Genomic DNA, 20,724 nt, shown 5'->3' with positions numbered 1-20,724 from the left:
CGGCCCCGTTTCCTCCGCTCATCCTCTATCCGGAACAAGCCAGGCCTGGGCAGCATGCCGTCCCGTTGCCTGGTATCCGGCCAACCAAAAATGAAATGGAATTGCCACATGCAGAAATCTTGTAGATACAAGGCCTATTCCCTGAATAACTTCCGCGACATCCCGCAGATGGAACGGCTGCCCGAAGAAATAAAATTCGACATCGAAGTGGTGGGGCACGTCCTTCCCTTCAAGGCCAACAATTTTGTTGTCGACCATCTCATCGACTGGGACCGGGTGCCTGCCGACCCCCTGTTCCTGCTCACCTTCCCCCAGCGTGACATGCTGTTGCCCCATCACTACGAGGAAATGGCAGCCCTGCTGAAAGGCGGCGCCGACCGCGCCGAACTCAAGGCCGCCGCAAACCGTATCCGCCTGCAGCTCAATCCGCATCCGGCCGGACAGATCAGCCACAACATACCCAGCCTCGACGGCGAGAACCTCGACGGCATGCAGCACAAGTACCGGGAAACCGTCTTGTTCTTTCCCAGCCAGGGCCAGACCTGCCACGCCTATTGCAGCTTCTGTTTTCGCTGGCCGCAGTTCGTCGGGCTCTCCGATCTCAAGTTTGCCAGCCGTGAAGTGGATCGCCTGATCGATTATCTCCAGACCAATCCGCAGGTCACCGATGTGCTGTTCACCGGCGGCGACCCGCTGATCATGTCGGCGCGCAACCTGGCCCAATACATCGAGCCCTTGCTCGAAGCCGATCTGCCCAACCTGCGCCGCATCCGCATCGGCACCAAGGCGCTCAGCTACTGGCCTTACCGATTCCTGAGCGACAACGACACAGAGGATTTGCTGGCGCTCTTCCGCAAGGTCGGGGAGAACGGCAAGCACCTTGCCTTGATGGCCCACTTCAACCATCCGAGGGAACTGGCGCCCGAGCCGGTACGCCAGGCAATTGCACAAATCAGGCAAGCCGGGGCGATCATCCGCACCCAGTCGCCCCTGCTGCGGCACATCAACGACGATCCGGCCTTGTGGATCCAGATGTGGAATGAACAGGTAGATCTGGGCTGTGTGCCTTACTACATGTTCATCGCCCGCGACACTGGCGCCCAGCACTATTTCAACGTACCCCTGGTACGTGCCTGGGAAATTTTCCGCGAAGCCTACCGGCAGGTAGGGGGGCTTTGCCGTACCGTACGCGGCCCCAGCATGTCCGCCAACCCCGGCAAGGTACAGGTGCTGGGGACCAGCGAAGTCATGGGCGAAAAAGTTCTGCAACTGCGCTTCATTCAGGCCCGCAACCCCGATTGGGTGCACCGGCCCTTTTTTGCCCGTTATGACGAACAGGCCACCTGGCTGAGCGATCTCAAGCCCGCCTTTGGCGAAGAACGGTTTTTCTATCAGAAAGAATTCGAACAGGACTACCGGGAAAATCTGGAAGAGGGGCATCCTGAGGACTATGAATAATGTCCGGCGCCCCAGCCCGTCGCCGGCGATCCCGCCTCGGCTTGACTGCCGTTAACGCCGGCGATACGCCACAAACCGTTCTTACATGCCCGATCTCTTTCCGCAATGAAGCTTGAAATTGCCTATCTGACCGAACAGCCCGAAGCGATTCAGGCCATCGCCGGCCTGGTGCTGATGGTCTTGCTGGCCTATGGCGCCAGACTTGTCGTCCACTGGATCCTGCTGCATGGGTTCAGTCGCTGGATCGAGGCCATGCAGGCACGCTGGACACGCGTCGTCCTTCACCGCAATGTCCTCAACCGCCTGGAGAAGGTCACGCCGTCCCTGGTGGTCCAGATGTCCGTAGCCGCCATTCCCTATCTGCCCGCTGCCGCCGTAAGCATTATCAGAAATGTGGCCGTGGCGGTGACCGTCCTGCAAATCGTCCGGGTATTGATGGCCTTCCTGGATGCGCTCCACGAAGAGCACGAGGAGTATGAAAGATCAGCCGGCACCCTGGCCGCATCAACCCGCTCGATCAAGAGCCACATCCAGCTGGCCAAGCTGGGTTTGATGTTGCTGGGCGGCATCGTCATCATTGCAGCGCTGATCGACCGCTCACCCCTGATTCTGCTTTCCGGTTTGGGCGCCATGTCGGCTGTGTTGATGCTGGTTTTCAAGGATACCTTGCTGTCCTTCACGGCTGGCTTGCAACTGGCGTCCAACGACATGCTGCGCGTAGGCGACTGGATCGAGATGCCACAGCTGGGCGCGGATGGAGATGTGATCGACATTGCCCTGCACACGGTCAAAGTGCAGAACTGGGACAAAACCATCACGACCATTCCTACCTGGCGCCTGATGTCGGAGAGCTTTCGCAACTGGCGTGGCATGTCCGAGTCGGGCGGGCGGCGTATCAAGCGCGTCATTCGACTGGATGCAGGCTCTGTTTGCTTCCTCAAACCGGAAGACGTGGAACGCCTTCAGCACATTGCCCTGCTCAGGCCTTACCTCGAGCAAAAGCTGCAGGAGCTTGATGGCGCCAATAGCGCGGCAAGCCGCACGTTGGGCGATCTGGCAAAAGCCCCCGCCAATCAGCGGCGCCTGACCAACCTCGGCACCTTCAGGGCCTATATCCATGCCTACCTGAGGCAGCATCCGAAGATTCACCAGGGCATGACACTGATGGTCCGTGCGATGGAACCCTCCTCGGAAGGCATTCCAATGGAACTGTACTGCTTCACCGCGTCAACTGCCTGGATTGAGTACGAAGGCATCCAAAGCGATATTTTTGATCATCTGCTCGCCATGCTCCCTGAGTTTGATTTGCGCCTTTACCAGAAGCCGACGGGTCAGGACCTTACCACCGGATTGCAGTTACGCCAGGGGCTGAACCAGGACTGACAGGCGCCCGGTTGCAGGCGATCACCGCGTCCGGGAAAGCCAGGACGACACAGGCAGACTGCCGGCCGGGCATGCCGGGACTGCCTTTTCAGGATCGCAAACCGCTGCTCTTTTCCGCTCCAGTCGCTTCAATAAAAAACGGGCGCGGCCTGTCCAGCCGCGCCCGCTATCTTTCCGCCTGAATCAATACTTCAGCGTCAGCCCTTTCTGTTTGGAGAAATACATCGCCAGATCGCGCATGTCGGTATCGGAGAGGTTTTGTACCTGGCCTGCCATAATGGGGTTCTTGCGCTTGCCGGACTGGTAATCCTTGAGCACATGGTAGAGATAATCGCGGTGCTGGCCCGCCAGTTTGGGAAAGGATGCCACGGCACTGATCCCGTCCACGCCGTGGCAGGCAGCGCAGGTGGCCGATTTGGCCTTGCCGGCCTCGTAGTCGCCCTTGGCATGTGCGGCCGGGGAAGTGCCCAGTGCAACCGCGGCGAGGATGAGCAATGTTCTTTTCATGGGGCCTCCTCAGTTGGCAGCGCCGCTGTACGACGATGCGTAATACGCTGCAAGATCATCCATGTCACGCTCGGACAGGCTGCCCGCGATGGCCTTCATGCTGGGGTGGCTGCGATCGCCACTTTTATAGGCTTTGAGGGCCGCCACGATATAATCGGCGTGCTGTCCACCGAGCTTGGGAACGCTATATACGCTGGGATAGGCGGTACGCCAGCCGGCAATGCCATGACAACCGGCGCACATCGAGGTTTTAAGCTGTCCGGCCTTGGGGTCGCCCGCTGCCTGAACCGGTGCGGTCAACAGCAGCAGCGCGGATGCACACAACGTCATCGTGGTGAGTTTCATCTTCCTCTCGCTCCCTCTGGTTGAATTGTCGTTGCGACCCGATCCGACGCGGGGTGTGCGTCCGATTATAAAACCGGACAGGCCACCGGGGACAGGAAGCCATACAAAAACCCTTTTGCAACAAATAGTTATAGTCTTATTCACTAATATACTTTTGGAGCCTGCGTGATCGATCTCAAGGCCTGCCCGCTCTGGCTTTACCGCCTGCTGCCCTTCCTGCGCTGGTGGCCCCTGGTCACGTCGCAGACGTTCAAGGCCGACAACATCGCCGCGCTCACCGGCGCCATGATCGTGCTGCCGCAGGCGGTGGCGTTCGCCACCATCGCCGGGCTGCCGCCCGAGTATGGCCTCTATGCAGCCATGGTGCCTGCCATCGTCGCCGCATTGTGGGGGTCGAGCTGGCACCTGGTGTCGGGGCCGACCACGGCGATCTCGATCGTGGTATTCGCCTCAGTCAGCCCGCTCGCCGAGCCGGGCAGCCCGCAGTTCATCGGCCTGGTGCTCACGCTCACCCTGCTGGCCGGCCTGATCCAGCTGGCGATGGGCCTGGCGCGGCTGGGCGCGCTGGTCAACTTCATCTCGCATACGGTCATCATCGGCTTCACCGCCGGTGCGGCGATCCTCATCGCAAGCAGCCAGATCAAGCACTTCTTCGGTCTCGATATGCCGCGCGGCGCACACTTCCACGAAGTGCTGATCCATTTCGGCAGCCACCTCGCCGACATCCAGCCCTGGGTGATGGCGGTGGGCGTGGTCACGCTGGGGTCGGGCATGCTCGCCAAGCGCTATCTGCAGAAGCTACCCTACATGATCGTCGCGATGGTGGTCGGCAGCGTGGTCGCGGCGATCCTCAATGCGCAATTCGGCAGCGAAACCACCGGCATCCGCACCGTCGGCGCGCTGGCCGCCGCCTTTCCCCCTTTCTCGGTACCGGACTTCTCACTCACCGCAATCAAGCAGACGCTTTTCCCCGCCACCATCATCGCCATCCTCGCGCTGACCGAGGCGGTGGCGATCGCCCGCGCGGTCGCAATCAAGTCCGACCAGCGCATCGACAGCAACCAGGAGTTCGTCGGCCAGGGGCTGTCCAACATCGCCGGCAGCTTCTTCTCCGGTTACGCTTCCAGCGGCTCATTCAACCGCAGCGGCGTCAACTACGCAGCGGGAGCAAAAACGCCGCTGGCGGCAGCGATGTCGGCGCTGTTCCTGCTGCTGATCGTGCTGCTGGTCGCCCCGCTTGCGGCCTACCTGCCGGTGCCGTCGATGGCGGCGATCCTGTTCATCGTGGCGTGGGGCCTGATCGACTTCCACCACATCGGCGAAATCTTCAAGCGCCACAAGCGCGAGCGCATCGTCCTCGCGCTGACCTTCGTCGGCACCCTGGTCGACCTGGAAAAGGGCATCTTCTTCGGCATCCTGGTGTCGCTGCTGTTCTACCTTTACCGCACCTCGCGGCCGTCGATCCGCGAACTGGTGCCGCTCGCGCCCGAACTCGACAATCCGCGCCGCAAGTTCGTGCCGGCCGCAGCAGGTGCCGCCCGCTGCCCGCAGATGGCGATGCTGCGCGTCGAGGGCTCGATCTTCTTCGGCGCGGTCGAACACGTGCAGCAGTATTTCCGCAACGTCGACGAGGCCGATCCGAAGAAGAAAAACCTGCTGATCACCGCGCGCGCGATCGGCTTCATCGACCTCGCCGGTGCCGAGCTGCTGGCCAAGGAAGCCACGCGACGGCGCAAGCTGGGCGGGGGGTTGTACCTGGTCGGCGTGCAGCCGGATTTCTGTGAAATGCTGCGCCGCAGCGGCCAGGTCGACACCATCGGCGAAGACCAGATATTCCGCCACAAGGGCGAGGCCCTCGAGTTGATCTACCCGCGGCTCGACAACGAGATATGCCGTACCTGCACCGCGCGGATCTTCCGCGAATGCCACGTCGCACTGCCGGACGGAACGCCGCGCAGCCTCAGCGACCGCGAGCTGGCTGCGCGCGCCGCCACATCCACGGCGGAGTAGGCGCAGGATCCTGCCACAGCCCGATGCCCGCGCGGCGCGCGTCGTCCTGCAGCGGCCGCATCGCCCGGTACGGATTGCGCGACGACGACCAGGCGTAACCGCGCCGCACCAGTTCCTCATTCACTGGCAGCGCATCGACCTCGATCCTTCCCAGCTTGCGACCATAAACATCGGTGGCAACGATTTCGAGCGTTGCACGCTGCTGCAATGCCATGTCCTTGAGCGCGCGGGTGGCCGCCTCGCCGTACGGCTGCCCCTTTTCCGGCGCGTCGATGCCGGCCAGGCGCACCTTGATGAACGCCCGCGAGGACGGATGGTAGTGGTCTGGCCTGAACAGCAGGGTATCGCCGTCGATCACCACGATGACGACGCCGCTGAGCGGCTCCGCCCACGCCACACCGGCGGCGAGCAGCAGGAACAGGGCAAGCAGGCGTCTCAACCCGCGAGCATCTCGGCGGCATGCTGCCGCGTTGTCGCGGTGATCTTGAGTCCGCCGAGCATGCGCGCGATTTCCTCCACCCGCGCGCCGGCATCGAGCAACTCGATGCTGGACGAGACGAAACCGCCGCTGGCCTGCCTGGCCACCCGCAAGTGCTGCGAACCGCGCGCCGCCACCTGCGGCAAGTGGGTGATGACCAGCACCTGCCGGGTTACGCCCAGCTTCGCCAGCCGTCGCCCGACCGCTTCGGCCACGCTGCCGCCGATGCCGACGTCGACTTCGTCGAAGATCAGCGTCGGCACGCCAGCCACGCCCGACAGCGCGGTCTGGATCGCCAGGCTGATGCGCGACAGCTCGCCGCCCGACGCCACCTTGCCAAGCGGTCCCGGCGGCAGGCCGGGATGGCTAGCGACGAGAAACGCCACGTCCTCCAGCCCGTGCGCGCGCGGCTCGCCGGTCGGCGCAAGCGTGATATCGAGCTGACCACCGGCCAGCGCGAGTTCGCCCATCGCCACCGTCACCTGCTTCGACAGCACCGTCGCCGCCTTGCGGCGCAGCGCGCCGAGCTGGCGCGCATCGGCATGGTATTGCGCCAGAGCGGTATCTTCGGCTGCCCGCAGCGCGTCGAGATCGTCGCCCGCCGCCAGCGCGGCCAGCCGCATTTCGAACTGTTGCAGCAAACCGGCCAGTGCATCCGGCTGCACGCGGTGCTTGCGCGCCAGTCGGTGCATGTCGGCCAGCCGCTGGTCGAGTTCGGCCAGCCGTTCGGGATCGGGATTGAGGTTGCCGGCATAGCGGCGCAGCGCATGCACCGCCTCGGCCAGATCGGCACTGGCCGAATTCAGCAGCGCGGCGACCTCCTTCAGGCTGTCGTCCACCGCCTGCATGCCGTCGAGCCGTGCGCTCATTTCGCCAAGCTGGCCGGCCACCGCCGCCTCGCCTTCGTCGAGTCCGTCGATCAGGGCCTGGCTACCCTCGAGTAGCATGGTGACGTGGGCCAGCCGCGCGTGCTCGGTCTGGATGTCGTCCCATCGTACGAGATTGTCGCCCAGCGCGCGCAGTTCCTCCAGCGCCAGCTGCAGGCCTTCGCGCTCGATCTGCCGTGCTTGGCCGTGGGTTTCGGCGTCCAGACGCTGCCGCCGCGCCGCCTGCCAGGCATGCCAGGTGGTGTTGACCGTCACGGCCAGCGGCTGTGCGCCGGCATACGCATCGAGCACCTCGCGCTGGACCTGCGGGCGCAGCAGCGCGTGATGCGCGTGTTGGCCATGGATGTCGAGCAGAAAATCGGCGGCTTCCTTCAGCTGGGTCAACGGCGCGGCGCTGCCGTTGATGAAGGCACGCGAACGGCCGCCGGCGTCGATCACGCGGCGCAGGATCAAGACATCGCCGTCCGACGCGAAGCCGGCGTCGTCGAGCCAGGCCGCCAGCACGGGCAAGCCATCGATCGCGAATTCGGCGGCGATCTCGGCACGCGGCGCACCCGGCCGCACGACGCCCCCTTCGGCGCGGTCGCCCAGCGCCAGCGCCAGCGCGTCGACCAGGATCGATTTGCCGGCGCCGGTCTCGCCGGTGAGCACGGTCAGTCCCGGCGCGAAGTCGAGCTCGACCGATTCGACCAGCAGGTAGTTGCGGATGGAAAGGTGCAACAGCATGGGTACGCTTGCGTGTTAAAGCTGCTTGCCCCAGTGCAGCTTCTGCCGCAGGGTGTCGTAATAACTGTAGGAATGCGGATGCAGCAGCGTGATCGGGCGGCTGGCACGGGTGATCCACACATGGTCGCCGCTGAGCAGGTCGAAATGGTGCTGGCCGTCGAAGTGGACGCGCGCGTCGTCGGCGTAGGTCAGATGCAGTTCGATGCGCGCATGGCTGCTGACCACGATAGGGCGTGCCGACAGCGTGTGCGGGCAGATCGGTACCAGCGCCACCGCCTCCAGCGTTGGATGCATGATCGGCCCGCCGGCCGACAGTGCGTAGGCCGTGGTGCCGGTCGGGCTGGTGACCACCAGGCCGTCGGCACGCTGGCTCTGGACGAATTCGCCGTTGATGGCGATTTCCAGATCGATCAGGCGGCCCGAGCCGCCCTTGCCCACCACCACATCGTTGAATGCAGTGGACTCGAAAACGCGCTCGCCGCCACGATGAACCTGGCCGTTCAGCAGGATGCGTTCTTCCGCCATGTACTGGCCGCTGAGGATTTCCGCCACCGCATCGTACATGTGGTCGACCGTGATGTCGGTGAGAAAGCCCAGCCGCCCCTGGTTGATGCCGATCAGCGGCACGCCGCGTGGCGCCAGTTCGCGCGCGATCGACAGCATGGTGCCGTCGCCGCCCAGCACCACGACCGCATCGCTGTCGATCGCCATATCCTGCAGATTGCGGGTGGGAAAGTCATCGATCCCCAGATGTTCGGCGGTCTGACTGGCAAGCAGAACCGTATGCCCGCGCCCCCGCAGAAACTCCCCCAGTGACCGCACGGAGGCTTCCATGCCCTGATTGTTGTATTTGCCGACAAGACCGACGGTATGGAAAAGGGTTTGCATGAGGGCCGATTATAGGCGAGATGCAAGTTGCAAGATTCGAGAGACAAGATTCAAGATTCAAGATACAAGGTGCAGGCAAAGCGAGCCGTTTCGCGCCTGGCGATGAATCACTTGTACCTTGAATCTTGTAACTTGCATCTCGCCTATATAATCTCCCCATGCTCACCGACCGCGCCCGCATCCTGCTGAAAACCCTGGTTGAACGGTATATTGCCGAAGGCGAACCGGTAGGCTCGCGCACCCTCTCCAAGCATTCCGGGCTGGAGCTGTCGCCGGCGAGCATCCGCAACGTCATGGCCGACCTCGAAGAAATGGGCTTCGTCGCCAGCCCGCACACTTCGGCCGGCCGCGTGCCGACGCCGCGCGGCTACCGCTTCTTCGTCGATACGCTGCTGACGGTGCGCCCACTGGCGCAGGTCGAAGTCAGCCAGCTCGAAAGCAGCCTGACGTCAGCCGATCCGCAACGGCTGATGACGGCGGCCTCCACCCTGTTGTCTGACCTCAGCCGGTTTGCCGGCCTGGTGATGACGCCGCGGCGCAGCCCGGCATTCCGCCAGGTCGAATTCATCAGCCTGTCCGACAAGCGCATCCTGCTCATCATCGTCACCATGGAAGGCGAGGTCGAGAATCGCGTCATCCTCACCGAACAGCCCTACAGCGCCTCCGCGCTGACCGAGGCGGCCAATTATTTCAACCAACACTTTGCCGGGCAGAACTTCGACCAAGTGCGTGCGAAGCTGCGCGACGAACTCGGCCGCATGCGCGACGACATCACCCGCCTGATGGCGGCGGCGCTGGACGCCGGCAGTCAGGCGCTCGACGCCAGCCAGGAAAACGTGGTGGTATCCGGCAGCCGCAAGCTGCTCGACGTGCAGGATCTCTCCAGCAACATGGGCAGCCTGCGTCGCCTGTTCGATGCCTTCGAGCAGAAGACCGGGCTGCTGCAGCTGCTTGACCAGTCGCGCACCGCGGCCGGGGTGCAGATCTTCATCGGCGGCGAATCCGAACTGCTGCCGCTCGACGAATGCAGCCTGGTCACCGCGCCCTATTCGGTCGACGGCCAGGTGGTCGGCACGCTCGGCGTCGTCGGCCCCACCCGCATGGCCTACGAACGCGTGGTGCCGATCGTCGACATCACCGCCAGACTGTTATCGAGCGCGTTGTCGCATCATTGATGAGCTATCTCAAGGAACCCGAATACGCCCACGGCCAGCCCGCCCGCACCGGCATCCTGCTGGTCAATCTCGGCACCCCCGAGGCGCCGACCGCACGGGCATTGCGGCCCTACCTGAAGCAGTTCCTGTCCGACCCGCGCGTGGTGGAAATCCCGCGCGCCGTGTGGTGGCTAATCCTCAACGGCATCATCCTCAACACCCGGCCGAAAAAATCGGCCGCGAAATACGCCGCCGTCTGGACCAAGGACGGCTCGCCGCTCAAGGTCCACACCGAAAAGCAGGCCAAGCTGCTGAAGGGCTGGCTGGGCGAGAAAATCGCCACCCCTTTCATGGTCGAATACGCGATGCGCTACGGCAACCCGGCCATCTCCGACACCCTGGCGCGGATGAAGGCCGCCGGCTGCGACCGCATCCTGGTCCTGTCCGCCTACCCGCAATACGCCGCCTCCAGCACCGCCAGCGCCTTCGACATGGCATTTGCCTGGCTGCAGCAAGTCCGCAATCAGCCGGCGCTGCGCACGCTCAAGCACTACCACGACCACCCCGCCTACATCCAGGCGCTGGCCGCCAACATCCGCGATTACTGGCAGATGCACGGCCGCCCCGACGTATTGCTGATGAGCTTCCACGGTGTGCCGCGCTATACGCTCGACAAGGGCGACCCCTACCACTGCGAATGCCGGAAAACCGGGCGACTGCTGGCGCAAGCGCTGGGACTCGAGCCGAAGCAGTATCGCCTCACTTTCCAGTCGCGCTTCGGCCGCGCCGAATGGCTGCAGCCCTACACCGACAAGACGCTGGAGGAACTCGGCCGAGCCGGTACAGGCCGCATCGACGTGGTCGCCCCGGGCTTCACCGCCGACTGCCTGGAAACCCTGGAAGAGCTGGCGATGGAAGGCCGCGCCGCCTTTCTCGCGGCGGGTGGCAAGGAATTCCGCTACATTCCCGCGCTCAACGAGCATCCGCAATGGATCGAAGCGCTCGGCCGCATCACGCTGGAGAACCTCGGCGGCTGGGTCAGTGACAACCGGGACCGCGACGCCGACGAACAGGCGCGTCAAGCGAGCAGAAACCTGGCGCTGAGCTTGGGCGCGCGCAGCTAGGGTCCAAACATCCGTTCGGCACACGTCAAAGCCGCGTTATATAAGCCCCTGCTTGTTGACAAGCCATGACGGCTCTCCCAGCATGGTACTTCTGGAGAGTCGCCCCAAACCCCGCCAGAATCAAGGCTTGCGGGGCCGTCACGACTCCCGTCCTGATCCCTCACCTCTCTGGAGGAGTCTATGCACAAGAAAATCACTCTGGCGCTCGTCGGCTTCATCGGCCTTGCCCTTTGCGGTGCCGTCGGCGCGGCAGACATGCACACCCAGGTCATCGCATCCACCTGCATGACCTGCCACGGCCCCGGCGGCAAGAGCCAGGGCAAAATCCCCAGCCTGGCCGGCCTGCACAAGGATAGCTTCGTCAAGCTCATGACGGAATTCAGAGCCGGCACGCGCGCCGCATCCATCATGAAGCGCCACGCAAATGGCTACACCGAGGCCGAAATCGAAGCCATGGGCGCCTATTTCGCCAGCCTGAAGTGAATCCATCGAGGAGACCGAAAATGACGCTGAATCGTCGCGATTTTCTGAAGATTTCCGGCGCCGGCGCAGCGGTTGCGCTCACCGGTTGCGCCAGCCGTCCCGGCCCCTCGGCCCGCGCCCACGTCGTCGTGGTCGGTGCCGGCTTCGGCGGCGCCACCTGCGCCAAATACCTGCGCAAGTGGGGACCCAACATCGAGGTCACCCTGATCGAGCCGAACGACAAGTTCGTATCCTGCCCGATTTCCAACTGGGTGCTGGGCGGCCTGCGCAGCATGGACGATATCACCCACGGCTATGACCGCCTGCCCAGGCACGGCATCAGGATGGTCAAGGACAGTGTCGTCGCCATCGACGCCGGCCGCCGCGTGGTCACGACCCGCGGCGGCGCCAGCATCGGTTATGACCGCCTGGTGCTCGCCCCCGGCATCGAAGTGCTGAGCGACACCGTTAGAGGCTTCAAGGAGGCCGAAGCCGCCGGCAAGGTCGTCCACGCCTGGAAAGCCGGTGCCCAGACTGCGCTGCTGCGGCGGCAGCTCGAAGCCATGCCCGATGGCGGCACCTTCGTCATGTCGGTTCCGGCCGCGCCCTACCGCTGTCCGCCCGGGCCCTACGAGCGGGCCTGCATGGTGGCCCACTATTTCAAGCAGGCCAAGCGCAAATCAAAGATCATCCTGCTCGACGGCAACGCCGACATCGCCTCCAAGAAAGCACTGTTCACCTGGGCCTGGAACACCTTCTATCCAGGGATGATCGACTATCGCCCCAACAACGCGCCGCTTGCGGTGGATGGCGGCAGGATGACCGTCGCCACCGAGTTCGACGACGTCAAGGGCGACGTGCTGAATGTCGTGCCCCGGCAGCGCGCCGGTGAAGTCTGCCACCTGGCCGGCGCACGCAACGACAGTAACAAGGCCTGGTGCACGGTCAATCTCGCCACCTTCGAGTCGACCACCGTTCCCGGCGTCCACGTCATCGGCGACTCGGTGCTGTCCAACCTGCCGAAGTCCGGCCACATGGCGACCAACCATGCCAAGATCTGCGCCGCCGCCATCGTCGAACTGCTCGCAGGCCGTCAGCCCGATCCCATCCCGGTCGTCTCCAATACCTGCTATTCGGCCACCTCCGATACCACCGCAGGCTATGTCGCCCACGTCTACCGCTTCGAGGCCGGCAAGGGCTACGTCGCACAGCCCGAGGGGGGCGCCACCGCCAAGGGTGACGAACCCAACTTCGTCTTTGCCGAATCCTGGTCGAAGAATATCTGGGCCGAAGTGCTGAGCTGATGCAACGCGGTGCTGCAAACAAAAACGGGGGGGTGCAGCCCCCCGTTTTTGTTTGGCGATTCTGGATGACCTGAACTGGCCGCTTATGATCAGGACGGCAACAACTGGATCGACGAAAACGACGCCGTGTCTACCCAACTCAGGGGGGTGGAGCAAAAATGCCCAGAGCAACGACCAACTCGCCACCCTGAAGGCTGGCGGCGTGGGCGCGCTGTATCTGGGCAAGGTTGCCACCGAATTCAACCACAAGGGCGGACAACCAGTTCGATGGCCAGGTACGCACCAGCGGCATCGATCTAAACGAAGACGGCTTCGCCGGCAGGCTGCAGCAAATCGACCTCGTCGTATACCCCGGCTATCCCATGCCTCTCGCCGGCGCCACTAGTCACACCGCGGAGCCATTCTCAGCTTCGCCTTGATGGGGTCGCCGACCTTATATTCCGCCAGGGTCTCCCGCGAAGCCTGAAATTCATGGATGGACCCATCGGCCGCCCGCAGGGTCAGCCTGCCCTGGCCCATGTCCACCTTGGTAACCTGGCCCTCAACCATGGCCGGCGCAGCGGCCTTGCCGCAGTCGGCCGGCTTGTCCTGTGCGAAGGCGAGCCCGCTCGAAACCATGAGGCTGCCGACTATGGCTGCCACGTTCAAAAGCATTCCGTTCTTCATCGCGGCCCCTTCACTTGGTTATGTCGTAAATGGCTCCCGCCGCCGCGCCGACGCCCGTGCCTATCAGCGCGCCTTTGCCGGCGCCGTAACCCGTGCCCGCACCGATGGCGGCCCCCGCTCCAGCTCCGACAGCGGCACCGGTGGCGGTGCCGCAGGACGTGCCGAACACAGTGAAAATCAGCAAACCGGCAATTGCAATTGTCTTCGGGGTCTTCATGATTTGCGCCCTCCGCAACATGGTTCATCCGGATAGCGGGATCCTCGCTACCCCCAGCCTTTCTTTTGCAAGACTGTATTTTTTTCTAGTCGATGCGAGCGACCCCGTCAAACTGAAAGGCCTGTCGAACAGCCGTTTCGGTTGCCGGCCCACCAAGGTCCAGGGGATGTTACGGCAACAAAAAACGGGGCTGCAGCCCCGTTTTATCGATTTCCGCAGAGTGCGGACGCAGTTCGGCCATGCACCCTGAACGGGCTATTTCAAAAACGCCAAGCGGGACACGGTTTTTCCACTAGTTTCGTTCATACACCGCAAAATCAAACCCCAGCGCATCCCCCTTCCCGCCCGTGTGCGACTCGCGCGAAACTTCCCTGAACGCGCTTCGGTCGTAGTCGGGAAAGCGGGCGTCGCCCTCGGCTTCGATATCCACTTCGGTCAGGTACAGGCGGTCGGCGAGCGGGATGGCCTGGGCGTAAAGCTCGGCGCCGCCGATGATGAAGATCTCGTCGGCATCCTGGCACAGTGCGAGCGCGGCGGGAATGGAGCCGGCGATCAGGCAGCCGTCCTTGCAGTAGTCGGGATTGCGGGTGATGACGATGTTGGTGCGCCCCGGCAGCGGGCGGCCGAGCGACTCGAAGGTCTTGCGGCCCATCAGGATGGGATGGTTGAGCGTCAGCGCCTTGAAGTGGGCGAGGTCTTCCGGCAGCCGCCAGGGCAGACGGTTCTCGACGCCGATGACGCGGTTCCGGGCGAGCGCGGCGATGACGCTCACGCGCGGCTTCTTCGCAGCGCTCATACCGCCACCGGCGCCCTGATCGCGGGATGCGGGTCGTAGCCGCCGAGGGTGAAATCCTCGAAGCGGAACGCGAAGATGTCGCGCACAGCGGGGTTCAGCGTCATCGTCGGCAGCGGGCGCGGCGCGCGGCTCAACTGCTCGCGCGTCTGGTCGAGGTGGTTCAGGTACAGGTGGGCGTCGCCGAGCGTGTGGACGAAGTCGCCGGGCTTGAGACCCGTCACCTGCGCCATCATCAGCGTCAGCAATGCGTAGGAGGCGATGTTGAACGGTACGCCGAGGAAGATGTCGGCGCTGCGCTGGTACAGCTGGCATGAGAGCCTGCCGTCGGCGACGTAGAACTGGAAGAAGGCGTGGCACGGCGCCAGCGCCATCTTGTCCAGATCCGCGACGTTCCATGCCGAGACGATGATGCGGCGCGAGTCGGGGTTTTGCTTGAGCGTCTTCACCACCTCGCTGATCTGGTCGATGGTGCCGCCATCGGGCGTAGGCCAGGATCGCCACTGGTGGCCGTAGACCGGGCCCAGGTTGCCGTGCGCATCGGCCCATTCGTCCCAGATCGAGACGCCGTTTTCCTTCAGGTAACGGATGTTGGTGTCGCCCTGCAGGAACCACAAGAGTTCGTGGATGATGGAGCGCAGGTGGCATTTCTTGGTGGTGACGAGCGGAAAGCCTGCGGCGAGGTCGTAGCGCATCTGCCAGCCGAACACCGACAGCGTGCCGGTGCCGGTGCGGTCGTCTTTGCGGGCGCCGTGCTCGAGCACGTGGCGCATCAGTTCGAGATAGGGTTTCATCGTGAAGTGGGTTTAAGGTTTTGCGGGTGCGGCCTGGATCAGCAGCTCATTATCGTTGAATACGGTTTCGCCCCGAACGCCGTCGTAAAACCCCGCGAGCCGGGCGGCAGGCGCCTGACCGTAGATATCCCAGAAGGCGATCTCGAAATCGGCGTTGTCCTGCACGGCCAGGGCCAGCCGTCGGAAGCGCGTTTCGTCCTGCGCCTTCAGCCAGCCGACCAGCAGCATGGACTGGCGATAGAACTCGAAAATATTCAGGCCGAACGCGCCGGCACGGTGACGCTTGTCGGGCACGTCCCGCATGGCGAGGTTGACCCGCCTCCCGGCACGAATCGCGGCGTATGCCTGCGCGTCGGTCGCATACTCGGCGCCGCCGCCTGCCGCGGCAAGCGAAGCCCAGCCTTCGTGGAACCAGACCGGCAGGGTGCTGTGGTAGTGGCCGATGCGCTGCCCCAGATGCAAGTGCGCCAGTTCGTGGGCGAGCAGCGCGGGCAGACGGTGCTTCTCGCGGCCGTCGAGGTTGGGCGACAGGATCAGGCGGTTGTCCGGCACCACCGCGGCGGAAAGCTTCGGCGTCATCACATGGCGCCTGAAGCAGTCGTCGCTGCCGCACACATAGATGCGCGGCGGACGGGCAAACGGCCGGTAATGCGCCGCCTCGACCCGCGCGATGGCGGCCGGCAGCGCCTCCGCCACGCGAGCGCCGTAGGCGTCATAGCCCGGCTCGACCCAGACGCGCGCATCGCCTGCCAGCGGGACGAAGCTGTCGATCGGGCGCAGTGCGCGCGGCTCGCTCACGGTGAGCGCGCAGCCCGACAACAGCGTCAGCGCCGCGATCACGCCCCAGCGTCGCATTCCGGTTCCATCACCTGCCAGCGGCCGTCGATCAGCCCCTGCAGCGGCGGGTACTGTTTCTTGTAGGCCATCTTGCGGCTCTCGGCGATCCAGTAGCCAAGGTAGAGATAGGGCAGTTCCAGCCGCTTCGCCAGTTCGACCTGCCACAGCACGCCGTAGACGCCGAGGCTGTCCTGCGTGCGCGCGGGATCGAAGAAGGTGTAGACCGCCGACAGGCCATCCTCGATCTGGTCGATCAACGAGACCATCGCCAGCGTGTCGCCGTCGCGGAACTCGACCATCACGGTGTCGACGTTGGATGACAGCAGGAACTGGGTGTACTGGTCGGGGCCATCGCGGTCCATGCCGCCGCCGGCATGGCGGCTGCCGAGATAGCTGCGGTACAGCGCGTAATGGTCTTCCCTGAAATCGAGCGGCAGGAAACGGGCGGCCAGGTTCCGGTTGCGCTTGAGACAGCGGCGCTGGGTGCGGTTGGGAACAAAGCCGGCGACGTCGACCCGCACCGGCACGCAGGCGTGGCAGTGCTCGCAATGCGGGCGATAGGTGAACTGCCCGCTACGGCGAAAGCCGGCGCGGATCAGCGCGCTGTAGGCATGGCCGTCGATCAGGTGGGTGGGCGTGGCGACTTGCGAGCGCGAGCGTCGGCCCGGCAGATAGCTGCAGTCGTAATGCGCGGTCAGGTAAAACTGGATGCGCTGGAACGGCGGTTCAGTCGGATACATCGAAATTCCATGGGCCGGGCCGATGCGGCAAGTTTACCAACTCCGCCAGCCGCGCTGTAAACACCGTGCGCGGCAGCGTGCGCGCGCCCAGGCTGGCCAGATGGGGGGTCTCCATCTGACAGTCGATGAGGCCGAATTCCCAGCGCCGCAGCTGCTGCGCCAGGCGCACCAGCGCAAGCTTGGAGGCATCGGATTCGCGGCTGAACATCGATTCGCCGTAGAACATGCGGCCGATCGCCACGCCGTACAAGCCGCCGACCAGTCTGCCGTCGTGCCAGGTTTCCACCGAATGCGCGTAGCCGGCATCGAACAGGCGGCGGTAGGCCGCCACCATCACGGGGGAAATCCAGGTGCCGGATGCACCGCCACGCGGCGCGGCGCAGGCGTGCATCACGTCGGCAAACGCGGTGTCCACCCGTACCTCGAAACCGGCGTTGCGGATACGCTTGGCCAGCGAGCGGGTGACGCGCACCTCGCCGGGCACCAGCACCATGCGCGGATCGGGACTCCACCACAGGATGGGCTCGCCGGGATTGAACCAGGGAAAGATGCCGTGGCGATAGGCATCCAGCAGGCGCTCGACCGACAGGTCGCCCCCCATCGCCAGCAGGCCGTTGGGGTCGGTTAGCGCGGTTTCGACTGCAGGAAAAACTGTGGCTTTTTGGAGACGTTCGGGCATGCCGCCATGGTAGCGGATTCATTTTGGCTTGCGTCCTGATTGTTTACTTATTATGATATGAATGTCTTATTTATACTCTTATCTTTTTTCAACAGGAGCCGTGAACATGAAGAATTCCCTGCTTGCCCTTGCACTGATTGCCGCCCTGCCCGCCTCCGCCCTGGCTGACAACTGGATGATGCGCGCGCGCGCCATCCAGATCGCCCCCGACGTCAAGTCCTCCAGCCTGCCGGGCCTCGACGTATCCGACGAATGGGTGCCGGAAATCGACTTCACCTACTTCATCACGCCCAATATCGGGGTGGAACTCATTCTCGCCACCGCACGCCGCGAAATAACGCTGAACGGTGCCAGCCTCGGCAAGCTGAGCAACCTGCCGCCCACGCTGACGCTGCAGTACCACTTCAATCCCACGCCGGTGATCAAACCCTATGTCGGCGTCGGATTGAACTACGCCCGCTTCTATAATGTCGATCTTGCTCCCGGCCTGAGTGTCGAGAAAGACAGCTTCGGCGGCGCCCTGCAGGCGGGCGTGGACATTGCGGTAACCAAGAATGGCTATATCAACCTCGACGTCAAGAAAATATGGATCGATACCGACGTCAAAAGCAACGGCGTCAAGCTCACCCATCTGGATATCAATCCGTGGGTGTGGGGTATCGGCTACGGGTTCCGTTTCTGATAACAAGCTGCACCTGACGCCTGCGGCCGGCCCGATCTCTCTCCCGGGTTTGCCGCGCCATAGCGTTCTCCTGCGGGGCGATGCGTGAGTACTTCTCCTGGGCTCACGGCCGCCCTGTCTTTTTCGGACTGCTTCCACTGCGGCCTGCCGGTGCCGGACGGCGCCCACTATCCCATCAAGTTCGAAGGTGAAACCCGCCCGGCGTGTTGCCGTGGCTGCCAGGCGGTGGCGCAGACCATCATCGACAGCGGCCAGGGCGCCTACTACGCCCATCGCACCGCGTTGCCGGCGACTCCGCAACAGGCCGAGGCCGAACTGGCGCAGCTGGGGCTCTACGACCTGCCCGAGATCCAGGAAAGCTTCGTGCGAACGGAAGCGGAAAACATCCGCGAAGCCGCGCTGATCCTCGAAAACATCGTCTGCGCCGCGTGTATCTGGCTGAACGAGCGCCACATCGCAGGACTGCCGGGCGTGCTGTCGGTGGAGATCAACTACGCCACGCGCCGCGCGCGGGTGCGCTGGGACAACGGCCGCATCCAGCTGTCGGCGATTCTGAAGGCGGTGTCCGACATCGGCTACATCGCTCACCCGTTCGACCCCGGCCGCTCCGACGACATCTACAAACGCGAACGTAACACCGCGATCAAGCGGCTTGCCATCGCCGGGCTCGGCATGATGCAGGTGATGATGTACGCGCTGCCGACCTACACCGCCACCGACATGACCGACGACATCCGTCTGCTGATGCGCTGGGCGAGCCTGATCCTCACCATTCCGGTGGTGGTGTATTCAGCCTGGCCGTTTTTCATCGGTGCCTGGCGCGACTTCAAGCGCCGTAGCCTGGGCATGGACGTACCGGTGGCGCTCGGCATCGGCACCGCCTTCGCCGCCAGCGTCTACGCCACCTTTTCCGGCCACGGCGAGGTGTATTACGACTCGGTCGCCATGTTCGTCTTCCTGCTCCTGGCCGGGCGCTTTCTCGAAATGAACGCACGCCGCCGCGCCGGTGCCGCAGTCGAGGAACTGGTGAAGCTGATCCCCGCCGTCACCACGCGGCTGCCCGACTGGCCGGCGCGCGACGAAGCGCAGGTGCCGGTGGCCCGGCTGGCGGTTGGCGACCACGTGCTGGTACGCCCCGGTGAAACGCTGCCCGCCGACGGCGTGGTGGTCGAGGGCGACAGCGCGGTGAGCGAGGCGATGCTCACCGGCGAATCGCTGCCGGTGTCGAAAACCGTGCACTCGATGGTGGTCGGCGGCAGCCTCAACCAGGCCAGCCCGCTGGTGGTGCGAGTGGACAAGCTCGGCGCCGACACCCGGCTCGCCTCCATCGTGCGCCTGCTCGACCGCGCGCAGAGCGAAAAGCCGCGCATCGGCCAACTGGCGGATCGCGCCGCCGCCTGGTTCGTCGGCCTGCTGCTGCTGATCACCGTTGCCGTCGGGCTGGTCTGGTACGCCATCGATCCGTCGAAAGTGCTATGGATCGTGGTGTCGATCCTGGTCGTCACCTGCCCCTGCGCGCTCGGACTCGCCACGCCCGCCGCACTGACCACGGCCACCGGCCGGCTCACCCGGCTGGGTCTGCTGACCACGCGTGGCCATGCACTGGAAACCCTGGCGCGCGCCACCGATCTGGTGTTCGACAAGACCGGCACGCTCACCCATGGCCACCTCTCCGTGCGCTGCGTGGTGCCCCTGGGCGGACGCAGCGAGCGCGAAGCCGGCATGCTGGCCGCAGCGCTCGAAGCCGGCTCGGAACATCCCATCGCCAAGGCATTGCGCGAAGTGGCCGCACCCGCCGCGATCGCCAGCCATATCCGCAATACGCCGGGGCGCGGCGTCGAAGGCACGATCGAAGGCCGCGTGTACCGGCTGGGCGCGCCGGCCTTTGCCGTCGCCAGCGCTCTCCCCCCGACGCCACCGGAACCGGATAGCGGCGCCAGCTGGGTCGCGCTGGCCGAAGGTGGCGAACTGATCGCCTGGTTTGCCCTGGCTGATACCCCGCGGGCGGATGCCCCGGTCGCGCTCGCCGCGCTGCAAAAACAGGGCCTGCGGCTGCACCTGGTGTCGGGCGACGCCGCGGGCGCGGTACAGGCGATCGCACAGCAGCTCGGCATCGCGGAATGGCACGCCGGTGCCCTGCCGGAAGACAAGCTCGCCTACGTCAACGCGCTGCAGCGGCAGGGCCGCATCGTCGCCATGGTGGGCGACGGCATCAACGATGCACCGGTGCTGGCCGGCGCGCAGGTATCGATCGCCATGGGCGAGGGCGCCGACGTCGCGCAGGCTGCCGCCGACATGGTGATGCTGGGCAGCCGGCTGGTCACGCTGTACGAAGGCGTCGCGCTCGCCCGCAAGACCCGGCGCATCATCCGCCAGAATCTCGGCTGGGCACTCGGCTACAACCTCATCGCCATTCCCGCCGCCGCGCTCGGCTACGTCACGCCGTGGATCGCAGGCATCGGCATGTCGGCCAGCTCGCTGCTGGTGGTGCTGAACGCGCTCCGGCTCTCCAGTTTCAGCCAGCCCGCCGATGACGGCAACCGCAAGGCGCAGGATTCAAGGCTCGCCGCGCAAGAGTCAAGCCCCTGAG

Annotated in this window: 21 protein-coding genes; 9 read left to right on the top strand and 12 right to left on the bottom strand. The window is 64.4% G+C overall.

Annotation, left to right across the window (positions count from 1 at the left end):
• Positions 1–108: 108 nt before the first annotated feature.
• Both B059_RS0100890 and B059_RS0100885 read left to right on the top strand, forming a co-directional pair.
• Positions 109–1,458: a KamA family radical SAM protein gene (locus B059_RS0100890; protein ID WP_018076354.1), complete on the top strand. Its 1,350-nt coding sequence runs from the start codon at positions 109–111 to the stop codon at positions 1,456–1,458.
• Positions 1,459–1,563: 105 nt separating this feature from the next.
• Positions 1,564–2,841, top strand: coding sequence for a mechanosensitive ion channel family protein (locus tag B059_RS0100885; RefSeq protein ID WP_018076353.1), 1,278 nt, complete (start codon positions 1,564–1,566; stop codon positions 2,839–2,841).
• A gap of 183 nt (positions 2,842–3,024) precedes the next feature.
• Here the strand turns inward: B059_RS0100885 and B059_RS0100880 are convergent, their stop codons facing one another.
• Positions 3,025–3,348, bottom strand: coding sequence for a c-type cytochrome (locus tag B059_RS0100880; protein WP_026177209.1), 324 nt, complete (start codon positions 3,346–3,348; stop codon positions 3,025–3,027).
• 9 nt (positions 3,349–3,357) lie between these two features.
• Complete coding sequence (locus B059_RS0100875) at positions 3,358–3,693, bottom strand: c-type cytochrome (RefSeq protein ID WP_018076351.1); 336 nt, start codon at positions 3,691–3,693, stop codon at positions 3,358–3,360.
• A gap of 165 nt (positions 3,694–3,858) precedes the next feature.
• Between B059_RS0100875 and B059_RS0100870 the strand changes: the two genes are divergently transcribed.
• Positions 3,859–5,703, top strand: coding sequence for a SulP family inorganic anion transporter (locus B059_RS0100870; protein ID WP_018076350.1), 1,845 nt, complete (start codon positions 3,859–3,861; stop codon positions 5,701–5,703).
• Here the strand turns inward: B059_RS0100870 and B059_RS0100865 are convergent.
• From B059_RS0100865 to B059_RS0100855, 3 genes are read right to left on the bottom strand one after another with little or no spacing between them, the layout of a single operon-like run.
• Positions 5,654–6,142: a thermonuclease family protein gene (locus B059_RS0100865; protein WP_018076349.1), complete on the bottom strand. Its 489-nt coding sequence runs from the start codon at positions 6,140–6,142 to the stop codon at positions 5,654–5,656. The two genes, B059_RS0100870 and B059_RS0100865, sit on opposite strands and share 50 nt — an antisense overlap.
• Complete coding sequence (recN, locus tag B059_RS0100860; RefSeq protein WP_018076348.1) at positions 6,139–7,794, bottom strand: DNA repair protein RecN; 1,656 nt, start codon at positions 7,792–7,794, stop codon at positions 6,139–6,141. The genes B059_RS0100865 and recN overlap by 4 nt, the downstream gene beginning before the upstream one ends.
• Before the next feature lie 15 nt (positions 7,795–7,809).
• Entirely contained in the window at positions 7,810–8,682 is an 873-nt protein-coding gene (locus B059_RS0100855) for an NAD kinase (RefSeq protein ID WP_018076347.1), read from the bottom strand.
• Between the two features lie 158 nt (positions 8,683–8,840).
• On the opposite strand from B059_RS0100855, the gene hrcA reads away from it, so the two are divergent.
• The 4 genes from hrcA (at position 8,841) to B059_RS0100835 (ending at position 12,726) form a co-directional block, all read left to right on the top strand.
• Positions 8,841–9,857 (top strand): heat-inducible transcriptional repressor HrcA, encoded by a 1,017-nt coding sequence (gene hrcA, locus B059_RS0100850; protein ID WP_018076346.1) that lies wholly within the window; start codon positions 8,841–8,843, stop codon positions 9,855–9,857.
• Positions 9,857–10,960 carry a ferrochelatase gene (gene hemH, locus B059_RS0100845; RefSeq protein ID WP_018076345.1) on the top strand — a complete coding sequence of 368 codons (1,104 nt, stop codon included), beginning with the start codon at positions 9,857–9,859 and terminating at the stop codon, positions 10,958–10,960. Before hrcA ends, hemH begins: the two co-directional genes overlap by 1 nt.
• Before the next feature lie 180 nt (positions 10,961–11,140).
• Positions 11,141–11,443, top strand: a complete 303-nt coding sequence (locus tag B059_RS0100840) for a c-type cytochrome (RefSeq protein ID WP_018076344.1) — start codon at positions 11,141–11,143, stop codon at positions 11,441–11,443.
• Positions 11,444–11,463: 20 nt separating this feature from the next.
• The gene (locus B059_RS0100835) at positions 11,464–12,726 is read left to right on the top strand and encodes an FAD-dependent oxidoreductase (RefSeq protein WP_018076343.1); all 1,263 of its coding nucleotides are present in this window, start codon (positions 11,464–11,466) and stop codon (positions 12,724–12,726) included.
• A 381-nt stretch (positions 12,727–13,107) separates the two neighbouring features.
• Here B059_RS0100835 and B059_RS0100830 read toward each other — a convergent pair whose 3' ends face one another.
• The 7 genes from B059_RS0100830 to aat form a co-directional block, all read right to left on the bottom strand.
• Positions 13,108–13,392 (bottom strand): hypothetical protein, encoded by a 285-nt coding sequence (locus tag B059_RS0100830; protein ID WP_157273570.1) that lies wholly within the window; start codon positions 13,390–13,392, stop codon positions 13,108–13,110.
• Positions 13,393–13,402: 10 nt separating this feature from the next.
• Positions 13,403–13,609 carry a YMGG-like glycine zipper-containing protein gene (locus tag B059_RS0100825; protein WP_051068468.1) on the bottom strand — a complete coding sequence of 69 codons (207 nt, stop codon included), beginning with the start codon at positions 13,607–13,609 and terminating at the stop codon, positions 13,403–13,405.
• Between the two features lie 292 nt (positions 13,610–13,901).
• The gene (locus B059_RS0100815) at positions 13,902–14,405 is read right to left on the bottom strand and encodes a dihydrofolate reductase (RefSeq protein WP_018076339.1); all 504 of its coding nucleotides are present in this window, start codon (positions 14,403–14,405) and stop codon (positions 13,902–13,904) included.
• Complete coding sequence (locus B059_RS0100810) at positions 14,402–15,196, bottom strand: thymidylate synthase (RefSeq protein ID WP_018076338.1); 795 nt, start codon at positions 15,194–15,196, stop codon at positions 14,402–14,404. The genes B059_RS0100815 and B059_RS0100810 overlap by 4 nt, the downstream gene beginning before the upstream one ends.
• Before the next feature lie 12 nt (positions 15,197–15,208).
• Complete coding sequence (locus B059_RS0100805) at positions 15,209–16,051, bottom strand: hypothetical protein (protein ID WP_018076337.1); 843 nt, start codon at positions 16,049–16,051, stop codon at positions 15,209–15,211.
• On the bottom strand, positions 16,033–16,773 hold the full coding sequence (locus tag B059_RS0100800) for an arginyltransferase (protein ID WP_018076336.1): 741 nt from the start codon (positions 16,771–16,773) through the stop codon (positions 16,033–16,035). The genes B059_RS0100805 and B059_RS0100800 overlap by 19 nt, the downstream gene beginning before the upstream one ends.
• Positions 16,760–17,452 (bottom strand): leucyl/phenylalanyl-tRNA--protein transferase, encoded by a 693-nt coding sequence (gene aat / locus B059_RS0100795; RefSeq protein ID WP_018076335.1) that lies wholly within the window; start codon positions 17,450–17,452, stop codon positions 16,760–16,762. Before aat ends, B059_RS0100800 begins: the two co-directional genes overlap by 14 nt.
• Before the next feature lie 106 nt (positions 17,453–17,558).
• On the opposite strand from aat, the gene B059_RS0100790 reads away from it, so the two are divergent.
• Entirely contained in the window at positions 17,559–18,134 is a 576-nt protein-coding gene (locus B059_RS0100790; protein WP_018076334.1) for an OmpW/AlkL family protein, read from the top strand.
• Between the two features lie 84 nt (positions 18,135–18,218).
• Positions 18,219–20,723, top strand: a complete 2,505-nt coding sequence (locus tag B059_RS0100785; RefSeq protein WP_081601557.1) for a heavy metal translocating P-type ATPase — start codon at positions 18,219–18,221, stop codon at positions 20,721–20,723.
• The last annotated feature ends 1 nt before the right edge of the window (position 20,724 follow it).

The organism is Thiobacillus denitrificans DSM 12475 (assembly GCF_000376425.1).
GTDB classification, from domain to species: domain Bacteria; phylum Pseudomonadota; class Gammaproteobacteria; order Burkholderiales; family Thiobacillaceae; genus Thiobacillus; species Thiobacillus denitrificans.
The sequence above is the reverse complement of the archived record's forward strand: the minus strand, read 5'-3'. Positions and strand labels throughout refer to the sequence as shown.

Bases quoted from the DNA above. Each gene is read 5' to 3' on its own strand.
- recN (WP_018076348.1), bottom strand. From the start codon at position 7,794: ATGCTGTTGCACCTTTCCATCCGCAACTACCTGCTGGTCGAATCGGTC.
- B059_RS0100790 (WP_018076334.1), top strand. From the start codon at position 17,559: ATGAAGAATTCCCTGCTTGCCCTTGCACTGATTGCCGCCCTGCCCGCC.
- B059_RS0100835 (WP_018076343.1), top strand. From the start codon at position 11,464: ATGACGCTGAATCGTCGCGATTTTCTGAAGATTTCCGGCGCCGGCGCA.
- B059_RS0100855 (WP_018076347.1), bottom strand. From the start codon at position 8,682: ATGCAAACCCTTTTCCATACCGTCGGTCTTGTCGGCAAATACAACAAT.
- B059_RS0100800 (WP_018076336.1), bottom strand. From the start codon at position 16,773: ATGTATCCGACTGAACCGCCGTTCCAGCGCATCCAGTTTTACCTGACC.
- B059_RS0100830 (WP_157273570.1), bottom strand. From the start codon at position 13,392: ATGAAGAACGGAATGCTTTTGAACGTGGCAGCCATAGTCGGCAGCCTC.
- B059_RS0100810 (WP_018076338.1), bottom strand. From the start codon at position 15,196: ATGAAACCCTATCTCGAACTGATGCGCCACGTGCTCGAGCACGGCGCC.
- B059_RS0100875 (WP_018076351.1), bottom strand. From the start codon at position 3,693: ATGAAACTCACCACGATGACGTTGTGTGCATCCGCGCTGCTGCTGTTG.
- B059_RS0100825 (WP_051068468.1), bottom strand. From the start codon at position 13,609: ATGAAGACCCCGAAGACAATTGCAATTGCCGGTTTGCTGATTTTCACT.
- B059_RS0100815 (WP_018076339.1), bottom strand. From the start codon at position 14,405: ATGAGCGCTGCGAAGAAGCCGCGCGTGAGCGTCATCGCCGCGCTCGCC.
- B059_RS0100840 (WP_018076344.1), top strand. From the start codon at position 11,141: ATGCACAAGAAAATCACTCTGGCGCTCGTCGGCTTCATCGGCCTTGCC.
- B059_RS0100805 (WP_018076337.1), bottom strand. From the start codon at position 16,051: ATGCGACGCTGGGGCGTGATCGCGGCGCTGACGCTGTTGTCGGGCTGC.
- B059_RS0100890 (WP_018076354.1), top strand. From the start codon at position 109: ATGCAGAAATCTTGTAGATACAAGGCCTATTCCCTGAATAACTTCCGC.
- hemH (WP_018076345.1), top strand. From the start codon at position 9,857: ATGAGCTATCTCAAGGAACCCGAATACGCCCACGGCCAGCCCGCCCGC.
- B059_RS0100880 (WP_026177209.1), bottom strand. From the start codon at position 3,348: ATGAAAAGAACATTGCTCATCCTCGCCGCGGTTGCACTGGGCACTTCC.
- aat (WP_018076335.1), bottom strand. From the start codon at position 17,452: ATGCCCGAACGTCTCCAAAAAGCCACAGTTTTTCCTGCAGTCGAAACC.
- hrcA (WP_018076346.1), top strand. From the start codon at position 8,841: ATGCTCACCGACCGCGCCCGCATCCTGCTGAAAACCCTGGTTGAACGG.
- B059_RS0100885 (WP_018076353.1), top strand. From the start codon at position 1,564: ATGAAGCTTGAAATTGCCTATCTGACCGAACAGCCCGAAGCGATTCAG.